General features: G+C 41.4%; 20 protein-coding genes. 2 read left to right on the forward strand and 18 right to left on the reverse strand.

From position 1 onward, the window contains the following. Nucleotides 1–83 precede the first annotated feature (83 nt). Together fliK and PSR9079_RS10745 are read left to right on the forward strand one after the other, a co-directional pair. Nucleotides 84–2,750 (forward strand): flagellar hook-length control protein FliK, encoded by a 2,667-nt coding sequence (fliK, locus tag PSR9079_RS23955; protein ID WP_246175531.1) that lies wholly within the window; start codon nucleotides 84–86, stop codon nucleotides 2,748–2,750. Nucleotides 2,751–2,753: 3 nt separating this feature from the next. Further along, nucleotides 2,754–3,062: an EscU/YscU/HrcU family type III secretion system export apparatus switch protein gene (locus tag PSR9079_RS10745; RefSeq protein WP_145239329.1), complete on the forward strand. Its 309-nt coding sequence runs from the start codon at nucleotides 2,754–2,756 to the stop codon at nucleotides 3,060–3,062. Between the two features lie 13 nt (nucleotides 3,063–3,075). Here the strand turns inward: PSR9079_RS10745 and PSR9079_RS10750 are convergent, their stop codons facing one another. From PSR9079_RS10750 to fliP, 18 genes are all read right to left on the reverse strand, one after another. Beyond that, entirely contained in the window at nucleotides 3,076–3,480 is a 405-nt protein-coding gene (locus tag PSR9079_RS10750; RefSeq protein ID WP_145239332.1) for a DUF2802 domain-containing protein, read from the reverse strand. Between the two features lie 16 nt (nucleotides 3,481–3,496). Continuing rightward, nucleotides 3,497–3,994: a chemotaxis protein CheW gene (locus PSR9079_RS10755; RefSeq protein ID WP_145239335.1), complete on the reverse strand. Its 498-nt coding sequence runs from the start codon at nucleotides 3,992–3,994 to the stop codon at nucleotides 3,497–3,499. A 19-nt stretch (nucleotides 3,995–4,013) separates the two neighbouring features. Further along, entirely contained in the window at nucleotides 4,014–4,799 is a 786-nt protein-coding gene (locus PSR9079_RS10760) for a chemotaxis protein CheW (protein ID WP_149981468.1), read from the reverse strand. Between the two features lie 3 nt (nucleotides 4,800–4,802). After that, a complete protein-coding gene (locus PSR9079_RS10765; RefSeq protein WP_149981469.1) occupies nucleotides 4,803–5,573 on the reverse strand; it encodes a ParA family protein in 771 nt (256 codons plus the stop codon). A gap of 8 nt (nucleotides 5,574–5,581) precedes the next feature. Continuing rightward, nucleotides 5,582–6,541, reverse strand: a complete 960-nt coding sequence (locus PSR9079_RS10770) for a flagellar motor protein MotB (protein ID WP_149981470.1) — start codon at nucleotides 6,539–6,541, stop codon at nucleotides 5,582–5,584. A gap of 5 nt (nucleotides 6,542–6,546) precedes the next feature. After that, a complete protein-coding gene (locus PSR9079_RS10775) occupies nucleotides 6,547–7,311 on the reverse strand; it encodes a flagellar motor protein (protein WP_149981471.1) in 765 nt (254 codons plus the stop codon). Next, nucleotides 7,304–8,446: a protein-glutamate methylesterase/protein-glutamine glutaminase gene (locus tag PSR9079_RS10780; protein ID WP_149981472.1), complete on the reverse strand. Its 1,143-nt coding sequence runs from the start codon at nucleotides 8,444–8,446 to the stop codon at nucleotides 7,304–7,306. The genes PSR9079_RS10775 and PSR9079_RS10780 overlap by 8 nt, the downstream gene beginning before the upstream one ends. Nucleotides 8,447–8,514: 68 nt before the next feature. Next, entirely contained in the window at nucleotides 8,515–10,719 is a 2,205-nt protein-coding gene (locus tag PSR9079_RS10785) for a chemotaxis protein CheA (protein ID WP_149981473.1), read from the reverse strand. A 14-nt stretch (nucleotides 10,720–10,733) separates the two neighbouring features. Beyond that, nucleotides 10,734–11,498, reverse strand: a complete 765-nt coding sequence (locus PSR9079_RS10790) for a protein phosphatase CheZ (protein ID WP_149981475.1) — start codon at nucleotides 11,496–11,498, stop codon at nucleotides 10,734–10,736. A gap of 17 nt (nucleotides 11,499–11,515) precedes the next feature. Next, nucleotides 11,516–11,899, reverse strand: a complete 384-nt coding sequence (gene cheY, locus PSR9079_RS10795) for a chemotaxis response regulator CheY (protein WP_016708035.1) — start codon at nucleotides 11,897–11,899, stop codon at nucleotides 11,516–11,518. Between the two features lie 40 nt (nucleotides 11,900–11,939). After that, complete coding sequence (locus PSR9079_RS10800; protein WP_149981786.1) at nucleotides 11,940–12,650, reverse strand: RNA polymerase sigma factor FliA; 711 nt, start codon at nucleotides 12,648–12,650, stop codon at nucleotides 11,940–11,942. Nucleotides 12,651–12,676: 26 nt separating this feature from the next. Continuing rightward, nucleotides 12,677–13,537, reverse strand: coding sequence for a MinD/ParA family ATP-binding protein (locus tag PSR9079_RS10805; protein WP_149981477.1), 861 nt, complete (start codon nucleotides 13,535–13,537; stop codon nucleotides 12,677–12,679). Beyond that, nucleotides 13,530–15,011 (reverse strand): flagellar biosynthesis GTPase FlhF, encoded by a 1,482-nt coding sequence (gene flhF / locus PSR9079_RS10810; protein ID WP_149981478.1) that lies wholly within the window; start codon nucleotides 15,009–15,011, stop codon nucleotides 13,530–13,532. The genes PSR9079_RS10805 and flhF overlap by 8 nt, the downstream gene beginning before the upstream one ends. A 23-nt stretch (nucleotides 15,012–15,034) precedes the next feature. After that, nucleotides 15,035–17,143 carry a flagellar biosynthesis protein FlhA gene (gene flhA, locus PSR9079_RS10815; RefSeq protein WP_149981479.1) on the reverse strand — a complete coding sequence of 703 codons (2,109 nt, stop codon included), beginning with the start codon at nucleotides 17,141–17,143 and terminating at the stop codon, nucleotides 15,035–15,037. Between the two features lie 95 nt (nucleotides 17,144–17,238). Further along, nucleotides 17,239–18,369: a flagellar biosynthesis protein FlhB gene (gene flhB / locus PSR9079_RS10820; RefSeq protein WP_149981481.1), complete on the reverse strand. Its 1,131-nt coding sequence runs from the start codon at nucleotides 18,367–18,369 to the stop codon at nucleotides 17,239–17,241. Between the two features lie 9 nt (nucleotides 18,370–18,378). Further along, nucleotides 18,379–19,158, reverse strand: coding sequence for a flagellar biosynthetic protein FliR (fliR, locus tag PSR9079_RS10825; RefSeq protein WP_145239372.1), 780 nt, complete (start codon nucleotides 19,156–19,158; stop codon nucleotides 18,379–18,381). 1 nt (nucleotide 19,159) lies between these two features. Beyond that, the gene (gene fliQ, locus PSR9079_RS10830) at nucleotides 19,160–19,429 is read right to left on the reverse strand and encodes a flagellar biosynthesis protein FliQ (RefSeq protein ID WP_145239376.1); all 270 of its coding nucleotides are present in this window, start codon (nucleotides 19,427–19,429) and stop codon (nucleotides 19,160–19,162) included. A 43-nt stretch (nucleotides 19,430–19,472) separates the two neighbouring features. After that, nucleotides 19,473–20,213, reverse strand: a complete 741-nt coding sequence (fliP, locus tag PSR9079_RS10835; protein WP_149981483.1) for a flagellar type III secretion system pore protein FliP — start codon at nucleotides 20,211–20,213, stop codon at nucleotides 19,473–19,475.

A 20,213-nucleotide genomic window follows, 5' to 3' on the forward strand; every position in this document is an offset into this window, starting at 1 on the left:
CAAAATTAGGCGTTAGTCTAGCATAATGATAGGGTAATACGAATAATGCTTTGCACCGATTAACAAAAACTTGATTTAAAATAATGAACAAACCTACACAGATAACATTAGCGAATTCGCTTCCTGTCAGTCATTCGTCGCACAATGGCGTTGCACAGCAATTACCTGTTTTCAGCGAGCAAACACTCAGCGCTAAAAACATCGTGTTCGCCAAAGGCTCTGTGCAGATGGAAGTCTATGTTGATAAGCATTGGCAAACATTACGTTTAGCTACAACTGGCACTGAAACAAACACTCAAAAAATTGCCAGTGCCGATATTCAACTCAGTAATGATGGTAAACAACTCACTATTTTACCAAAGCAAGCTGAGATCAGCTTGCGTCAAACAAACCAACTGCAAAGTGTTTTAAATTTAATTAACAGTGGTGTTCAGGTCGAGAATAAACCTTTGTCGTTGCAAATTATTTTACAGCCTGCTGCAAAATTACTGTTAAATCAGTTACACGCCAGTATTCCTATCAATAAAGAAGTCGCCCAACTACTGCACAGTGAGCAAGATCTAAAAGCAATAATTACCCCGAACCGCAATAATTTTACCTTAAGTGTTGTTAATCGCTTTGCTGATACACTCCACCAGCAGCCAATCAGCCAAGCAAAACTTGCTCTTTGGCTCAGTAAACTGGTACCGAATGGGCAGCTACAGCTAGATAAAAATACCGCAGTACTGAGCTTTAATAATTATAATGGCAATATTAAGCTCGCACTGCAGCAACCGTTAAATAATCACAGCACACACTCAACTCAGCCTGGTGGGGTAATTCAAAAAGTACAATTAAATGCGCTTAATGAACAATTAATAATAAAAACGCAGCTACCAAAAATAGCTCTGCAGTTAAAAAATTCATTAGCCCATACTTTTAATTCATTGCTACAAAAAAGCCATGTAGCTGGTCAGTTTAATACGCAAACAAGTGTCGCACCTAGCAGCCCCTTATTGGTCAGCAGCAGCCCAATAAGCTCGTGGTTGCAAGACAGTTTTGCTGACTTAAAAACCCGGATCAGTGACGCTGTACGCTATTTTGAAAGCAAACCATTTAGTCAAGTCACCAATAAATCAGCTGTAGCACAATCACTAACACCAACAGATCAAACTGCACAAACCTTACTACCCAAATCACTCAGGCAAATAAACCTTGTGGCAATGGCGACAAGCAACACCCAACCATTACTGACAGATATTAGCCAAGGTACCGCGCTGCCAAAGCATTATCATCAATCGCCTCCCCTGGTACAGTTATTTCAGCGATTAAAAGCCGGTTTAGCAAGTATTACAGAGCCTAATGCGGTTAAAAATAACAGTACTAATGCGGCGCCACTGAGCAAAGATACCGATAACTACAAACAATTAAATAAACTAGCTGCCGCGATTCAATCCAGCGAGCAAACTACAGTAGCGCAAAATAAAACACCGCAGGTTACTGTTAATCCAAAACAAGCAGCATCTGATATTAATGCTCAACCTGCTCAGCTAAACAAAGAACCTATCGCTAAAGCGCTAGCACACAGTCCCGAACAAGTTCTACCCAGCAAAACCAATAGTACAACTGTCAATGTCAGTGATAATAGCGCTGTCGCCAAAACAGTTATAGCCGATGCTCAGCAAAAATTAAAAACAACTCCACCTTTTGCTGCAGGAGTAGATACCAAAGTAGCATCTCTAACAGCACAGCTAAACAACGACAATCTAAAAGCAAGTACTCACTTACATATAGAAGCACTATTAAAAGGACCGATAACCAGCGCTTTGCCAGCCAGCCAGATTAGCTTGCCACTGGAAGCCAAATTATTGGCACCACTTTTAAAAACGCCTATCGAAAAGCCGCTACCTAATTTTAAATCAGCAGCAAACTACGATAAACAGCATATCGCTTCACAAATTAATAAACTAGCAGCGACCAAAGTAAGTGATAATGTCGATTTAAATCGGCTAGTCAATCAAGCTTTTAGCCGCATGATTGACAGCCAATCGTTGCAACCGTTAACCATTCAACGAGAAATACTCAGTGTTTTGCGTCCAGAAAGCTTAACAACTAGTGCCCTGCAAAATAGTTTTAGCCAATCTATTGAGCATTTGGCAGTGGCGATTTTAGCGGCTCCAAGCTTAGCAAATATCAGTGCGTTGAATTTTAACAGTCAAAGCTCACTTGATGCTTTATTACAAATATTAGTGCCTAACTTTAAAGCAACTAACCCACAGAAACTGCAAGAACAATTACTACAGCCACAATCACAAGCCTTAGCGGCTGAGCTGAGCCAAATAAAAACTGCAATTAGCCAAATTAACAGCACCCCCATCAATCAGCAGCCTGATAATAATCCGTTAGTACAATTTTTACTGCCGATGCGACTGCCACCGGAAACCGCACAAACAGAAATTTCATTAGGACAATATAAAAAACCAAGCCAAAATAAACTCGAAGATAAAAATGTTTGGTTTGTGCGACTTAATTTTGATTACGCTGAGCTTGGCCAATTACAGATCACCGCTGAATTAATGGATAAAGCACTCGATTGTCAATTACTTGCCTCAAGCCAAGATATCACCGCAATGGCTCATCCGCACCTTGAGAGTTTGCGTCATAAATTAACAGCTCATGGCCTACAAGTTGGTGAAATGAAGCTAAGCCAAGGTGCGCCGCAACACCAAGCTTTTTATCAATCCCATGCCATTATTAATATTAAGGTTTAAGCCATGAGTGAGATACCAAAACATAAGTCTGCAATTGGTTTAGTTTACGAAGCCGGTCGTACTCCTACAGTCAGTAGTAAAGGGTTTGGTGAGCTCGCAGAAGAGATCATTAAAGCTGCAGAAGAAAAAGGAATTTTGATCCACAAAGATGAAGCATTGGCTAAAACGTTATCGCATTTAGAGCTTGGCGAAGAGATCCCAAGAGAACTGTATTATGTGATTGCCGAACTGATTGCTTTTTCATATGTACTACGGGGTAAATTCCCACCAGGCTGGCAAGACTTTCAAGGCAAGTTAAATATTCAGGCGTAAAAAGTAAAAGGCGCTAATTAGCGCCCTTTTGATGATGTAACGACATTAATAGTTCTGCTTCGGCACGCGGAAGTTCACACTCTCGTATGATCTCTTCAATATCGGCACCTAGTTCAACCATTTTCACTGCTCGAGAATAAATTTTCGCATCAGGATCGTCATATTTTTGCGCATCTTGTAACTGCGCTAACTCTTGATTTCGCTGCTCTACAGCAACTAAGCGCTTACCAATACTTAGCATACCGGTGCGCATTTCTGCGACTTCACTGCGTAAAATACTGAGCTGTTGTTGAGTTTCTTGCAGTTGCAGTATTTTGCTTTTTAATGCTGCAGCGTACTTATTATTATTAATAAAAATTAGTCCCAAGCATACTAACACCAGTACAATTGAGACTCCAAGCAACGAGTATAACAACATAGTTTTTCCGTAAGCGTTATAAATCGCTCAACTCATCCCACTCTTCGTCATTTAGTAATTTATTTAAATCAACTAAAATCAATAATTCACCATCACGATTACTGACACCTTGAATAAACTTGGCACTTTCTTCAGTACCAATGTTTGGTGCACTATCAATTTCTGAGCTACGCAAATAAACCACTTCTGCTACACTGTCGGCTAAGATACCAATGACTTGCTCTTCAGCTTCAATAATTAATACTCGTGAATTGTCTGTTGCTTCTGCAGACATCAAACCAAATCGTGCACGCGTATCTATTACTGTTACAACATTGCCACGTAAATTAATAATCCCTAAAACATAGCTTGGAGCACCTGGTACTGGAGCAATTTCTGTGTAACGCAAAATCTCTTGCACTTGCATCACATTCACACCATAGGTTTCTGATTCAAGCTTAAAAGTTACCCACTGCAATACTTCATCATTGCCATCGGTATTTTTACTGCTTGATAATAATCTTTGTTCACTCATGTTATTACTCCGAATATCGTTACTGGTCGCGGCTATCTAAACCTTGCTCTAATAATTGACCTAAGCTTTGCACATCAATTAAGGCACACATTTTTTCTTTAATTACACCTGCAAGCCAAGGCCGCTTGCCACTTTTAGCTCGCCATTTCACATCTTCACTGCGTAGTGTAATGTTATTAACCAGCTTTTCAGCCAACAATCCCCATTGGCTATTACCTAAAGTAATTAAGTATTGGTAGTTTAATTTGTCTTCTAACTCTTGGGTATACTTTTCTGGCATCACCCAAAGCGCTGTATCAACTACATTAAGATTCTCATCACGATTTAGCATCACTCCTTTAAACCACTTGGGTTTACCAAAAAGCTGATTAACTTCACCTAATTGATGAATACCACCTAATGCTTTTAATGGTACTGCGAGGGTAAGCCCTGCCACTTCAAAGAATAACGCCTGAAACTCACCATCAAAATAATCTTCTTGACGCTGTACAGGAGTTTTAGCTTCAGCAACATTTAGCTGTTCACTCACTTTAGCTATATCTTTGATATTAGCTTGGATCTGTGGTTTCTCAAGGGGCGCGGGTATTTCTTCCTCAATACTAGTCTTTGGCTCATCAAGTGCGTTTGGCTGCACAATGGTTTGCTGCGACGCCTTGAGTGGCATTTTATTGCTACTTTCTGTGGATGGAACTTGTTCGAGTAATTTTGCAACCGGGTGTAAGTCTGTTGACTCATCGTCTTCGCACAGTAAAGCCCCCAAGTACTGGGTCATTACTTTTTCATTAGCAAATAATTGCTTACTCATTCATTAACCTTGTTCAATCAAATAATCGAGTAATGCGCGATAAGCATAAACACCTCTTGAGCGTGGACAATACTGAATCGGTACTTGTTGAGCTAAACTTGCATCACGGAACTTAGTGTCTACGGGTATTACCCCTGGCCATACTTTTTCTTGGTACGTTTGCTGTAATGTTTTATATGCTTCAAGGGATGCATTAGTGCGCTTATCATACATTGTAGGGATAATGGTATATTGATACTGCTTTGATTGCGAGCTTTGCATTAATTCCATGGTCCGCATCATTCGGTCAAGTCCTTTGAGTGCTAAAAACTCAGTTTGTACTGGCACTAAAATGCGTTCACTTGCAGCCAATGCGTTAACCATTAATACACCTAACACTGGCGGACAGTCTAAAATAGCGTAATCATAGTGCTCACTAATTTTTGCTAAAGCTTTTTTTAAGATAAGCCCCATTCCGGTCTTATTACCCATACTGCGGTCAAGTGTCGCGATTGCCATCGTTGCAGGAAGAATATCTAAGTTATCTATGTTCGATGGACACAAAGCTTGCAATATTTCTTCACTTGCCATGCTGTTTCCACGGGCAAATATATCATATACACTGACTTCTAAATCTTCTGAATCAATGCCAAAGTAATACGTTAAAGATGCATGAGGATCGGTATCAATCAGTAATACTCGCTTTCCTTGCAGCGCTAATATACCAGCTAAGCTCACAGCCGTGGTCGTCTTCCCTACTCCACCTTTTTGATTTGCTACCGTCCAAATTTTCACATCACACCTTATTTTTGTTCGTTGCGCGTTGTAATTCTTATACCACCGTGTGGGAGTTGGATCACTTTAATAGTGTTGTCATCACTTGGCAACTCAATTGGTTGCTCTGCTTCAGTTTCTGTTGCTGGTTGCTCGGTTGTAACAATGGGCTTGGGTGGCAAACCATATTTTGATAATGCAACGACTACTTTACGATTTTCAGCACGTCCTTGCTCTGTATCATTATCAGCAAAAGGTGAATACTGTCCATATCCTTCAATAGCCATGCGCGCAGGGTTGATACCTAATGCATCAAGTTCGACTAAAATCGAGGTCGCTCTTGCAACAGATAGCTCCCAATTAGAACGAAACATTTCATTATGAATGGTTTCATTATCGGTATAACCACGCACTCTGACGTAGTTATCTACTGGGGCAATAATATCGTTTACTAATTTTATCACTGCTTTCGCGCGTTGATGCGCCACCGCACTGCCACTGGAAAATAACATTCCTGAGCTTAATTCAATGATCAACCAGTCTTGGTGCAACTCTAAACTTGCTTCGCCATCGCGTATTTCATCGATCAAGGCTGATTGTAATTTAGTTAATAAGCTATCTAAAGGTTTGCCTAAGTGTTTTTGTTTTATATTACTGGTATCGCTTTGTCCATCCAGTAACTCTGGGCCAGCTTCTTGCTTTTGAATACTTTCACCAAACAGTAGTTCGTTTTCAGGAGTCACTCTATCGGTTAATAAACCGGTCCCCGTCACGCCTTGACCCTCTTGACTATACTGACGAGCTGACTTGTCAAAAACCTGCTCTAGCGAATCAGATAAAATTTGGAAGCTTTCTTCTTTATTAATCGCAATCGCATACATCACTACAAAGAATGCAAACATAATAGTCATGTAATCAGCGTACGACACTAGCCAACGTTCTGTATGCTGACTTTTGGTCGATGAGTGACGAAGTCGACGGCGCATCATAATAATTATTCTTGCAGCTGACTTGGACGCTCTACACGATACGCTTCAAGTTTCAGCTCAATATTGACAGGGCTATCACCTTGGCTCATGGCAATAATTCCTTCAGCTAATAACTCATGAAACAGCATCTTTTGTTCTACTTGTTGTTTGAGCTTATTAGCCATAGGTAAAAACAATAAATTTGCTAAGCCAACACCATAAATGGTGGCAAGAAAAGCAGTCGCAACCCCTGCACCTAACTTTTCAGGTTCAGTGATAAATGACATCGCTTGGATCAGACCAAGCACTGCGCCTAATATACCGATGGTAGGACTGTAACCGCCCAACGCCTCATACACTCGACTGGCTTCAAGCAGCCGTTCTCTTTCTAGCAACAAATCAATTTCTAGTGTGTCTCTGAGTTTTTGCTCACTGTTGCCATCAATCAGCAAACTCAAGCCTTTGGCAACGTAAGGATCTGGATGGGTTAACGCTATTTCTTCAAGTGCTAAATACCCTTCTTGGCGGGCTTTTTGTGACCAACTTTTAACTTGCTCAATTGCTCTGTTGATATCGTAACTTGGTGGGAAAAATACCCAGTGGCTTATTCTTAATGCTTTATTAAACGTACTTGCTGGTGTTTGTAGCATTACAGCACCTAACGTACCGCCCAACACAATAATTAATGCCGGGCCATTAAATAAAGCACTCACAACACCGCCTTCTAGTGAGTAGCCATAACCAATCGCCAAAAGTGCAACGAACAGGCCTAGAAACGACAACTTATCCACAACCAATCTCTCGAACTAACCGATTAGCAACGTCTTCAAGCGCAATGCTTGCTGATGTTAACCCTGCGTTAGCAACCGCTTGTGGCATACCATATACCACACTGGTTTTTTCATCTTGTGCCCAAATAGTAGCGCCGGCTTGTTTAAGCATTCTTGCACCGTCTCTTCCATCTGCGCCCATGCCTGTAAGTACCACAGCTAATACATCACCTTGGAACGATTTGGCTGTACTTGCAAAAGTAACATCAACACTTGGTTTATAGGTGATCCGGGCACTATCGTCTTCAAAAACACGTAAAGTGCGATTGCCAGCCCGTCCCTCAATCAACATTTGTTGACCGCCCGGCGCTAGATACGCGACGCCTGGAATTAATCGATCGCCTTGTTGCGCCTCTTTTACTTTTATTTTGCACAAGCCGTTTAAACGTGCGGCAAATGCTGGCGTAAACGCAGCTGGCATATGCTGTATTAACAAAATAGGGTGCGGAAAATTAGCGGGCAACTGAGTCAGAATTGTTTGCAGTGCAACAGGTCCTCCCGTTGAAGTACCTATTGCAACTATTTGATATTTCTTTCCTGAAGCGCGAGTGTTAGCTGCAATATTAGTCGCAGGTGCAGCGCTCCGGTTAAAGCTTCGATCTGGTTGAGTTATCGCAGGGCGACTTGTTGTACCTGCAGAAACGGGAGGTATTGGTGCCGATGCAGGAGGCGTTGTCGGCCGACTAAAGCGCGAAAGACGCTTGCGTCCAATTTCTTTTACTTTATTTTGTAATAACTTAATCGCATCTTCATTATTACGAGCAATATCTTCAAATTTTTTCGGTAAAAAATCTAGAGCACCCGCATCAAGTGCGTCTAAGGTTGCTGTTGCGCCATCACGAGTCAGTGAGGAGAACATCAGAATAGGGGTTGGATTTGCTGCCATGATTTCTTTTACAGCACTAATGCCATCAAGCACGGGCATTTCAACATCCATGGTGATTACATCTGGACGAAGTTGATTTGTTTTATCGACCGCTTCTCGGCCATTTACCGCAAAACCAATTACTTCGATATCCTTATCTTGCTCGAGTATTTCGCTCACTCTGCGGCGAAAGAAACTTGAATCATCAACAACTAAAACTTTAACTGCCATTGGCATACTCTTGTTAAATTTTATCTGTGAGAGCCATATTTAGCCCTCACAATAAGATAAGAATTGGCCTAACCTGCGTAGTGTTTTAACAGGTTTGGAACATCTAAGATCAGCGCTATACCACCGTCAGACGTGATCGTTGCACCTGCCATACCAGGTGTTCCTTGTAGTAAAGCATCAAGCGGTTTAATAACAACTTCTTCTTGACCAATCAATGAATCCACTACAAAACCAACTTGTTGCGTACCAATTTGTACAATTACAACATGGCCTTGAGCTTTGCGTAATGATCTGTCAGCACCTTTAACTAACCAATGTTCTAAATAAAACAACGGTCGTGCTTTCTTACGAACAATAATGGTTAATTGACCATCAACTACATTCGTTTTAGTTAGATCTAGGTGGAATATTTCATTAACACCAGCCAGTGGTAATGCAAATGTTTGCTCACCGACAACCACCATCAATGTCGGCAAAATAGCCAACGTTAACGGTACTTTAATTTCTAGGATTGTGCCTACACCTAGCTCAGATTGAATACTCACAGAACCATTTAGTTGGGTAATTTTGGTTTTCACCACATCCATACCCACACCACGACCCGAAATATCAGAGATCTGTTCTTTGGTGGAAAAGCCTGGTGCAAAAATAAGGTTATAGGCTTCTGTATCAGATAATCGAGCTGCTTGCTCGTGATCAAGCACCCCTTTATTGATTGCTATTTTTTTCAGTTTTTCAGGGTCCATACCTGCACCATCATCACGAATGGTGAGCAAAATATGATCACCCTCTTGCGATGCTGATAAAGTAACAGTCCCAGTTCTTGACTTACCTGCCGCTTCACGCACATCAGGCATTTCAATACCATGGTCAACCGAGTTGCGCACCAAGTGGACTAAAGGATCTGCCAGTGCCTCAACTAAGTTTTTATCTAAATCGGTTTCTTCACCCACGAGCAGTAAGTTAATGTCTTTTCTCAAACTGCGGGCTAAATCACGGACTACGCGAGGAAAACGACCAAACACTTTCTTGATCGGTTGCATCCGCGTTTTCATTACCGCACCTTGCAAGTCTGCGGTTACTACATCAAGATTCGAAATGGCTTTACCCATCGCTTCACTTTCAGTATTGGTTGCTAAACTGACTAAACGATTGCGAACCAATACCAGTTCACCAACCATGTTCATTATTTGATCTAGGCGTTTTGTATCAACACGCACCGTTGTATCGGCTTGTGGAGGAGCTGGTTTTTTAGCAACAGCTGTCGTCGCTGGTGCGGATTTTTCAGCTGCTTTCACAGGCTCAGACACTGCTGGTTTGGGCACTGGCTTTGCTGCGGCAACAGGTGCAGGTGTTGGTGCTGCTGCTTTTTTAGCAGGTGCTGGCTCAGTCTCAGCGACCGCTTGTGGCGCGCTGCCTTTACCATGTAATTCATCAAGTAAAGCTTCAAATTCATCATCGCTGATTTCATCTGGACCATTACTTTTCGTCGGTGATGAAGGTGCTTGGGCCGGCTTAGGCGCAGCACTTTCGGTGCCTGCAGTATCTTTATTACTTACTAGACCGAAGCTACCAATACCGTGCAATTCATCCAATAAATTATCAAATTCATCGTCAGTAATATCACTATTTGATGATTCATTGCTGACAGTGGTTGTTGGCGTTATAGGACTTTGCCCTTGTCCGTGGAGCTCATCAAGCAGACTCTCAAATTCATCTTCTGTTATCTCATCGATTTGAACATCTTTTTGATCGCTATCAACTTGACCATCAAATAATGAGTCTAGCGCAAATGGATCGTCAGAATCATCTAAAATATCATCAGCATCAACAACAGGGATATCGCCTGCAGGTTCAGCACTGCCAGTTAATTCTTCAGCCGTTGGCGGCAGCCCCAATTTATGTAAAACAGCGAGTAATTCTGGATTTGCTGGTTCTGGTTTTTCTCTACTTTGGATAGTCGCAAACATTTCGTTAATGGTATCGAGTGCTTGCAAGATCACGTCCATCAGCTCGGAATTAACCTTACGAACACCTTGACGCAATAAATCGAAAACGTTCTCTGCACCATGGCAAGCATCGACTAGTTCAGTCATGCTTAAAAAGCCTGCGCCGCCTTTTACCGTATGAAAACCACGGAAAATTGCATTGAGTAATTCAGTATCATCTGGGTTATTTTCAAGCTCCACCAGCTGTTCTGACAAAAGCTCAAGAATTTCTCCAGCCTCTACTAGAAAATCTTGTAAAATATCTTCATCGACTTCAAAGCTCATGCAGTTTTCTCCTCTTAGAAGCCCAAGCTTGATAATAAATCATCAACATCATCTTGTCCTGAGACAACATCATCACGAGATTCTTTATCAATAATTGGCCCTTCAGGGCCTGCAAGTGTATTTTCAGCAGGCGGTTTTTCAATGACTGGTGCTATTGTTTTTGTTTCGTTATCATCTTGGCTGCCAAATGCTGTCAACAAGTGGATCAAGCTGTCTTCTACTTCTCTAACAAGCTCGATAACCCGACGGATCACTTGACCGGTTAAATCTTGAAAATCTTGTGCCATTAACACATTGGTCATGAGTCCTTGCAACTCATCCGTTTTAGTTTGCGAGCTATTCATGAACTTATCTAAGCTATGGCAAAGTGTTTTAAATTCACCTAGCTCGATTTCACGATTCATTAAACGATCCCAAGTGGGTTTAATGTCTGAAATGTCATCTGCAAGCTGTTGGGCAATGGGTAAACTTGCTTCTACAGCATCCATGGTTTTATTAGCAGCGTTTTCGGTCATTTCCATAACATAGTTAAGACGCTGCTTCGCGTCGGGTAGTGCATCTTTGGTCAAATCAGCTAAACGTGTATCAAGCTCAAAATTTTTCAACGCATCATGAAGCTGACGCGTAAGTTTGCCTACTTCGGCAAATAATTCTGATTGCTCTTTTGACGCCGCATCAATAATTAACTGATCAGCTTTATCTTGTTCACCGTTTTCAAGGTAAACCACAAGCTGACGGGCTTGTTCTAAACTGATCTGAGGCGCAGCAGGTGCTGACATAAGCCTCTCCTATTTATTTAACCTAAACGCTCAAACACTTTTTCCAATTTGGTTTTCAGTGTTGCAGCTGTAAATGGTTTAACGATATAACCGTTAACACCAGCTTGTGCAGCAGCAACAATTTGTTCTTTTTTAGCTTCTGCTGTTACCATTAAAACAGGAATGTGTTTCAGGCTGTCATCGGCCCTAATAGCGCGCAAGAGATCGATTCCTTGCATGCCAGGCATGTTCCAATCTGTAACTACAAAATCAAATTCTTGATTCTGCAACATCGGTAAAGCTGTTGAGCCATCGTCAGCTTCTTGTACATTTGTAAAACCCAAATCTCTTAACAGATTTTTGATAATACGTCTCATCGTCGAAAAATCATCAACAACAAGAATTTTCATGTTTTTATCCAAAACATCCTCCGGTGAGGTCTGAACCTATATTTACTTACTACTAATTAATCCAGTCATTGATTTTTGCTTTGAGCTTAATCATCGCCTGACCATGTATCTGACTCACACGCGATTCACTTACATCGAGTATATGTCCAATCTCTTTTAAATTCATTTCATCGTTATAATACAGCGACAATACTAACCCATCTCGTTCAGGTAAAGATTGTATAGCTGTTAATAATGATTGATTAAAGCGTTCATTTTTAACGTTATTAAAGGGCTTGTCCAGTGCTAAATCATGTCCCACTGGTGTGATAACATCTTCATCTACCCCTAAGTCTTCTATACCTAACACTTTACTTGAATTTACATCACTAAGAATATGATGGTACTCATCTAGCGTAATATCAAGTTTTTCAGCAACTTCACTGTCTTTAGGTTCTCGATTCAGGCTGCTTTCTAGCTCACTAATCGCTTCAGCGACTCTGCGGCTATTACGGTGCACTGAGCGTGGAGCCCAATCACCTCGGCGCATTTCATCCAGCATCGCACCACGGATACGAATGCCTGCAAAGGTTTCAAAGCTTGCACCTTTAGTCGCATCAAAGTTCTTTGATGCTTCAATTAACCCTATCATCCCCGATTGAATCAAATCATCGAGTTGCACACTCGCGGGTAAACGAGCGATTAAATGACAAGCCACTTTTTTGACTAAGGAAGCATGTCGCTCAACAATCACATTTAAATTTTGTGTCGATTGATATCCCATCGCTTTATTCACCGATGCCGTCATAGTTAGCCGTTTACTAATTTTTCTATGAAAAATTCTAAATGACCAGATGGTTGATTAGGTATAGGCCATTTAACTGCTTTTGTCGCTAATGTTTTAAATGCTATTGCTGCTGGGGAACTTGGAAATAAATCAACAATCACTTTCTGGCGACGAGTTGCTTTACGCATATTTTCATCATACGGGACTGTTGCCACCAATTCCATTGAGACATCCAAAAAACGATCCGTTACTTTTGAGAGCTTAGCAAATAGTTCCTGGCCTTCACGCATGCTGCGTACCATATTAGCAACGATTTTAAATTTATACACACCGTGCTCACGACTCAATACTTTGATTAATGCATAAGCATCAGTTATTGAGCTCGGTTCATCACATACTACTACCATGACATCTTGCGCTGCGCGCGAAAAACTTAATACCATGTCAGAAATACCAGCAGCAGTATCAACAATTAATATATCAAATTCGGTATTTAATTCACTAAAAGCGCGAATTAACCCAGCATGTTCTGATGGTGAAAGCTCCACCATACTTTGCGAGCCTGACGTCGCTGGTACTATTTTAATTCCTGCAGGCCCTTCAACTAAAATTTCATCGAGCTCGCATTCACCTGATAGTACATGAGATAGATTACGCTCTACCCTAAGTCCTAACATCACATCACAATTTGCTAAACCCAAATCGGCATCCAGTACTAATACTCGGTTTCCGAGCTGACCCAACGCAATCGCAGTGTTAAGTGAGACGTTAGTTTTCCCTACGCCACCTTTGCCACCTGTTACAGCGATAACTTTAACGCCGTTATTATTGTTTTGACTCATTTTACGCAGGCCACTTGCTTGATCTAATACTGTGTTAATCATACATCCCTACTGTGCTTGACGCTACTGCTTGGCGTCGTGAATGTTGTGCTTTTGTTCTTTTTAAATACAATTGTTCTGCTTTTTTTACTAATTTCTCTGCATTGGCGACCCGAATGTCCTCTGGAACGCGCTGACCGTTAGTAAGATACCCTATTGGAAGGCGATTTTGAATCGCTATACTAATAATCTCACCTAAACTTAATGATTCGTCTAATTTAGTGAAAATACAGCCACTTAATTGTACCTTCTTAAAGTGTCTTACGGTTTCTTGTAAAACATTAATTTGTGCGGTCGCACTGAGCACTAAATAATTGCGAATATCGACACGTTGATTACGCATTAGTGTATTTAACTGCTCAGTTAAACGTAAATCACGTTGGCTCATTCCCGCTGTATCTATTAATACTAGACGCTTATTTCGTAAATGATATAAAACTTCTGCTAATTCATTGGCATCTTTAACTTGTTTTACACCACAACCGATGATTCGGCCATAAGTAGCAAGCTGTTCATAAGCGCCAATACGGTAAGTATCAGTGGTAATAAGCGCAACTTTATCTGCGCCATATTTTTGTGCGCCAAGGGCTGCAAGTTTTGCCACGGTTGTAGTTTTACCAACCCCGGTAGGGCCAACAAGTGCATATACGCCGCCTTGGCGTAGTATTTCATTATTTGTAGTATGCATTTGGTTTTCAACCATTTGCAATAGCGCTTGCCATGCTTGCTGACGTGACACATCGTCCGGAATAAAACAGGCCATTTGCTCTGCAACTTCACTGTCGATACCCATTCCGACTAAACGATCGATCATGCATGCGCGAGTAGGGTCGCGACGCGCTAAATCTTGTTGCATCAAGCCAGATACTTGATACTCAAGTAATTGACGCATCGCTGCCATTTCATCACGCATGGCGGTAATTTCATCTGTTTTGGCTGCACTCTTTGTTGGCATCGGAGTATCTAAATCATCAAAACCACTTTCTAGATCATCATCAAAACCTAAGCTATGTGCTTGCGTTTGTGGACGCGGCGCAGTATCGCGACGAGCAAAATCATTATGTGCTTGTGGTTCATGGCGAGTTTGCTGTGCTTGATGTTGTTGCTGTGGTTGATACTGAGTTGATGTATCAATCCCTGACTGGCTAAACATCGATGCAAGCTCAGGTGAGCGTGGACGCGGTGATTGGCGCTCTAATAATGCTTGTAAGCTATCAGCTACCGCAGCTTGCGGCTCAGGCTGTGAACGTTGTGGCGCAGGTTTAACAAAGTTAGCATTTGTTTGTGCTTGTGCCGTAGCAACATGTGCTTGTGCAGGTGCTTTCGGGGCTGCTTTTTCATAATCAACGGCGGCAACAATCTCTACCCCATTGGCTAATTTTTTATTTGACATGATTACAGCATCTACACCGAGTTCATCTTTAACTTCTTTCAGTGCGGTGCGCATATCTTTAGCAAAAAAACGTTTTATTTTCATGGTTCAACCCCTTTAAAATCCGATTATTGGCCTACTGAGCTGACAATCTTGATCTGTCTTTCGTCTGGTACCTCTTGATAAGACATCACTCGCAATCCTGGAATGGTGTACTTAACAAAACGAGATAACACAGTGCGTAACATTCCTGACGTTAGCAATATCGAAGGTTCACCGGCCATTTCTTGGTTTTGATGCGCTTCATTTAATGATTGTTGAAGTCGCTCTGCAAGTCCTGGCTCTATTCCGGCACCTTCGTCGCCTGCATTTTGTAGTGACTGATGCAACATCTGTTCCAACTCAGGCGCCAAGGTTATGACAGGGATTTCTGATGACATTCCAACCGCGTCTTGAACAATTAATCTGCGCAGTGAAATTCGCACTGCTGCGGTTAATACATCAGGATCTTGGCTTCGAGGGCCATACTCAACAAGGGTTTGTACAATTGAACGCATATCGCGAATAGCAACGCCTTCATTTAATAAATTTTGTAATACTTTAACAATTGCTGTTAGTGGTAAAATATCTGGCACTAGCCCTTCAACTAAACGAGGATGACTTTTTGCCAGCATATCTAATAGATTTTGCACTTCCTCGTGGCCGAGTAACAAGGCCGCGCTGTTAGTTAGTAACTGACTAATATGTGTTGCTACCACTGTTGCTGCATCAACCACGGTATAACCGAGTGATTGTGCTTCATCTTTTTGATCTGGTTTGATCCAAATAGCGTCTAGACCAAAGGCCGGATCTTTAGTAGCAATGCCTTTTATTGGACCAAATACTTGGCCAGGATTAATGGCCAACTCATCACCGTGCTTAAGCTCCCCCTCACCACTTGAAACACCCATCATGGTAATTCTGTATGCATTTGGGTCTAACTCTAAGTTGTCGCGAATATGCACCGGTGGAATTAAAAAACCAAGTTCTTGAGATAACTTTTTACGTACCCCTTTAATCCGGTTTAATAGTTCGCCACCTTGTGATTGATCAACTAATGGAATTAAGCGATAGCCAACTTCAAGGCCAATTACATCAACTTGTTGTACATCATCCCAACCTAGCTCTTTTTGCTCTTGCTTGTTAGCAACACCAGTGCCTGTTGCACCACCATTGGTAGCTTCTGCTTCTTTTGCTGCTGCTTCTTTTAGCTTATTTTGCTGGGTGTAATACGCTAAGTAACCAAGTAATGCACCAAGACTTAAAAAGGCAAAATGTGGCATACCCGGTACTAAACCCATCACGATTAAAATACCCGAGGCGATAAATAATGATTTCTCGTTACCGAGTTGTTTCTTAAATTGATCGCCCATGTTGAGCGATTCATTTTGACGAGTAACAACAATTGCAGTGCCAATTGATAACAGTAATGATGGTAATTGTGCAACTAAGCCATCACCAATGGTCAGCAAGGTATACACTTCCATGGCGTTGCCAAAGCTTAAATCATGCTGGATCATACCAACAAACAAGCCGCCAACAATATTGATGATCAGTATTACAATACCAGCAATCGCATCACCTTTTACAAACTTGCTCGCACCATCCATAGAGCCATAAAAGTCCGCTTCACGGGTGACTTCTTCACGGCGATCTCGTGCTTGCTCTGCACTAATAAAACCCGCATTCAAGTCAGCATCAATGGCCATTTGTTTGCCTGGCATCGCATCTAAGGTAAAGCGTGCCGATACTTCAGAGATCCTGCCTGCGCCTTTGGTGATTACCACAAAGTTGATGATAATCAAAATCAAAAACACCACTAAACCAACCGCGTAGTTGCCACCAATTACCACTGAACCAAACGCTTCAATAACTTTACCTGCGGCATCACCACCGTTATGACCTTCAAGCAGCACCACCCGGGTACTGGCAACATTTAGTGCCAAACGCATAATCGTTGCAATCAATAGCACTGCTGGAAACATACCAAATTCAACAGGCTTCATGGTGTAAACTGTCACTAACAACACCACTAATGCTAAAGCTATATTAAACGAGAAAAGAATGTCGAGTAAAAATGGCGGTAACGGTAAAATCACCATGCCCAACGCAGCGAGCACCAGCAAAGGTGTACCAACACCTTTTAAATACTCTTTTTTATCTTTATTAAGTTGTTGTAATACAGCTTTAAATTCCATAATTCTACAATTTCAAAAAATTGACACTAAACGGAATTTGCAATAACTATTCCAAGTTATTAATTACTAGCTTAAAAGAATACTGATTATTCAAATCAATACTTATAGGCATCTGGAATTGGGAGTGTTTTATTCAATTTTGTAGGGCGTTTACCACGGCCTTTTTGAAAGCGTTTAAGCTGAAATACATAAGCTAAAACTTGTGCGACTGCAGTAAATAGTTGGTCAGGGATTTGCTCTCCTACTTCAGCAGTATGATACAGTGCTCGAGTTAGCATGGGGGATTCAAGGATGGGTACCTCGTTACCTATGGCTATTTTCCTAATTTGCATCGCCATCTCATCAACGCCTTTGGCAACGACTATCGGCGCGCCAGCGCGCTCTGTGTCGTACTTTAATGCCACAGAGTAATGAGTAGGGTTGGTAACAACTACATCGGCATCTGGCACATCCTGCATCATGCGTCGCTGCGACATTTGTCTTTGCGTTTGTCTTATACGCGCTTTAATTTGCGGATCACCTTCAGAATTTTTATATTCATCTTTGACTTCTTGTAGAGTCATTTTTAATTCTTTGTGATGTTTATGACTTTGATATGGCGCATCAATCGCAGCAATAATGGTTAAGGTGCAGGTCAGTCCTAAAAACATCCATGCGAGTATCTCTAAGGCATGAATGATATTGCCCGGCGCACTTTCAATACTCAGATGAAGAATTTCATCAAAGAAGGTGTTGATCAAAAAGATAGCAAAGCCAGCTACTACCACAAACTTTAAAATCGATTTCACCAACTCGACGCCCGCTTGTGGACCTAACATCCGCTTTATACCTTTTGCTGGTGACATTTTACTGGCTTTAGGTGCTGCCGCCTCCCAACTAAAGTTAAAACCACCTAACAAGGTATTACCTATGATACCCGCCAGCACAATAATAAACACAAACATCGCCATCGGAAACACTAGCGCATCGGCCACCGCTCCCCACACAGAAAACATTTTAGTGGTATCGTACGTTTCATTACGGTTCAAGCTGAGCATGCGACCCATTATATTATACAGTCCCTTGCCAATCTCAGGTCCGTACATAAGTAATGAAATGGCTGAAAAAATAAGTACAAACATGGTGCCAAGCTCTTTTGAGCGCGCAACTTGACCTTTCTTTTTCGCGTCGCTTACTTTTTTCCCCGTGGGTTCTTCGGTTTTTTCTTGACCTGAATCTTCAGCCATCACTCTCTCCTATGGGGAACAACCAACTAAAGTACACATTAACTCAATCATTTTTAACCATTGAAATTCAAATTGAGTAACAAAGTTACCTAAGGTTGCCCAAATAATGACTAAACCTGCAACCAAGGTAAACGGAAAACCGATTGAAAAAATGTTTAACTGCGGTGCTGCACGGGTCATCACACCAAACGACATATTAATCACCAGCATAGCTGTTAAAGGAGCCAAAGATAGCACCAAGGCGGTAGTAAACATCCAGCCGCCCCACGTCACTATGTCCCAATAATGATCAACCGCCCACCAATTACCGTCGATTGGCAGCACTTCAAAGCTATGCACTACCATTTGGATCATCATTAAATGGCCATTAAATACAAAGAATAATAGCGTTGCTAGAATCAAATAAAACTGCCCAACAGCAGGCACACTCATACCATTAGAAGGATCAACAACTGAGGCGAAACCAAGACCAGTTTGCATTGCTAATATTTGCCCTGCTAACACAAAAGTATTCAACATCAATACAGAAGCAAAACCTATCGCAACACCGATTAACATTTGTTGAATAACTACCAAGATCATCTCAAAAGAGAATAAGTTATTAAATGTCGCAGGCGGAAGTACTGGTACAACTAAAAAGGTAATCATTACCGCTAGACCCATCTTGATCCGCGTAGGCACATTTTTAGCACCCAGCCCCGCCATGATCATAATCATCGAGCTGATCCGTACTAGTGGTAACAAAAAGTCACTCAGCCACTGAATAATAACCGAAAATGGGAATTCCATACTAGCCTGCAATTTCAGGAATAATTAACACTATTCGACTAAAAAAATCCATTAACTCTTGCGTTAACCAATGCCCTCCGACAATCAAGGCGCTGATAGTAATTAATAGCCGCGGCAAAAAGCTTAATGTTTGTTCATTGATTGATGTAGCAGCTTGAAAAACGGCAACCACTAAACCCACTAATAAACCTGGTACCACAATTGCCGATACTAATTTAATAACTAAAAATAATGCATTACTGAGAATATCGACGAAGATTTCTGGTTCCATGGTGCCCTCCTAACCTTTGTAGGCAAAGTATTGTATTTCTATATCAAGTACCTAAGCCAAAACTCTTCGCTAAAGTGCCCATTACTAAACTCCAGCCATCGACAAGAACAAACAACATAATTTTAAACGGCATAGACACAATCATCGGCGAGAGCATCATCATACCCATAGCCATTAAAACTGACGCAACTACTAAATCGACTATCAAAAATGGAATAAAAAACATAAAACCAATAATAAATGCGGTTTGTAATTCACTCGTTATAAATGCGGGGATCAATACAATTAATGGCGTCGCTTCAGGTGAGTCTAACTTGTCATACCCAGCAATTTTAGCGAAGGTTTCTAAATCTTTTATGCGCACCTGTGAGAGCATGAATTCCTTCATCGGCTCTTTAGCTAGTTCAAGTGCTTGAATCGAGGTCACCTGCTCATTTAAATATGGTTCAATGGCTTGCTGATTCACTTTTTGATAAACCGGCGTCATTATAAAAATACTTAAAAATAGCGACATACCTAACAGTATTTGATTTGATGGTGTTTGTTGCAAACCAATTGCTTGGCGCAAAATAGCCAGTACTACAATAATGCGAGTAAATGAGGTCATCATGATCACCGCAGCGGGTATAAAGCTCAGCGCGGTCATAATAGCCAGAACTTGCAAGGTTACAGAGTAATCTTGCGAGCCATCTGGATTAGTCGTAATACTTAACGCTTCAATGCCTTCGGCGTTAACTGAGGGAATAAAAACTAATGCAAAAAGTATAAGCAGCCACTTAGTCAT

This window comes from Pseudoalteromonas rhizosphaerae, from assembly GCF_902498845.1.
Lineage (GTDB): Bacteria > Pseudomonadota > Gammaproteobacteria > Enterobacterales > Alteromonadaceae > Pseudoalteromonas > Pseudoalteromonas rhizosphaerae.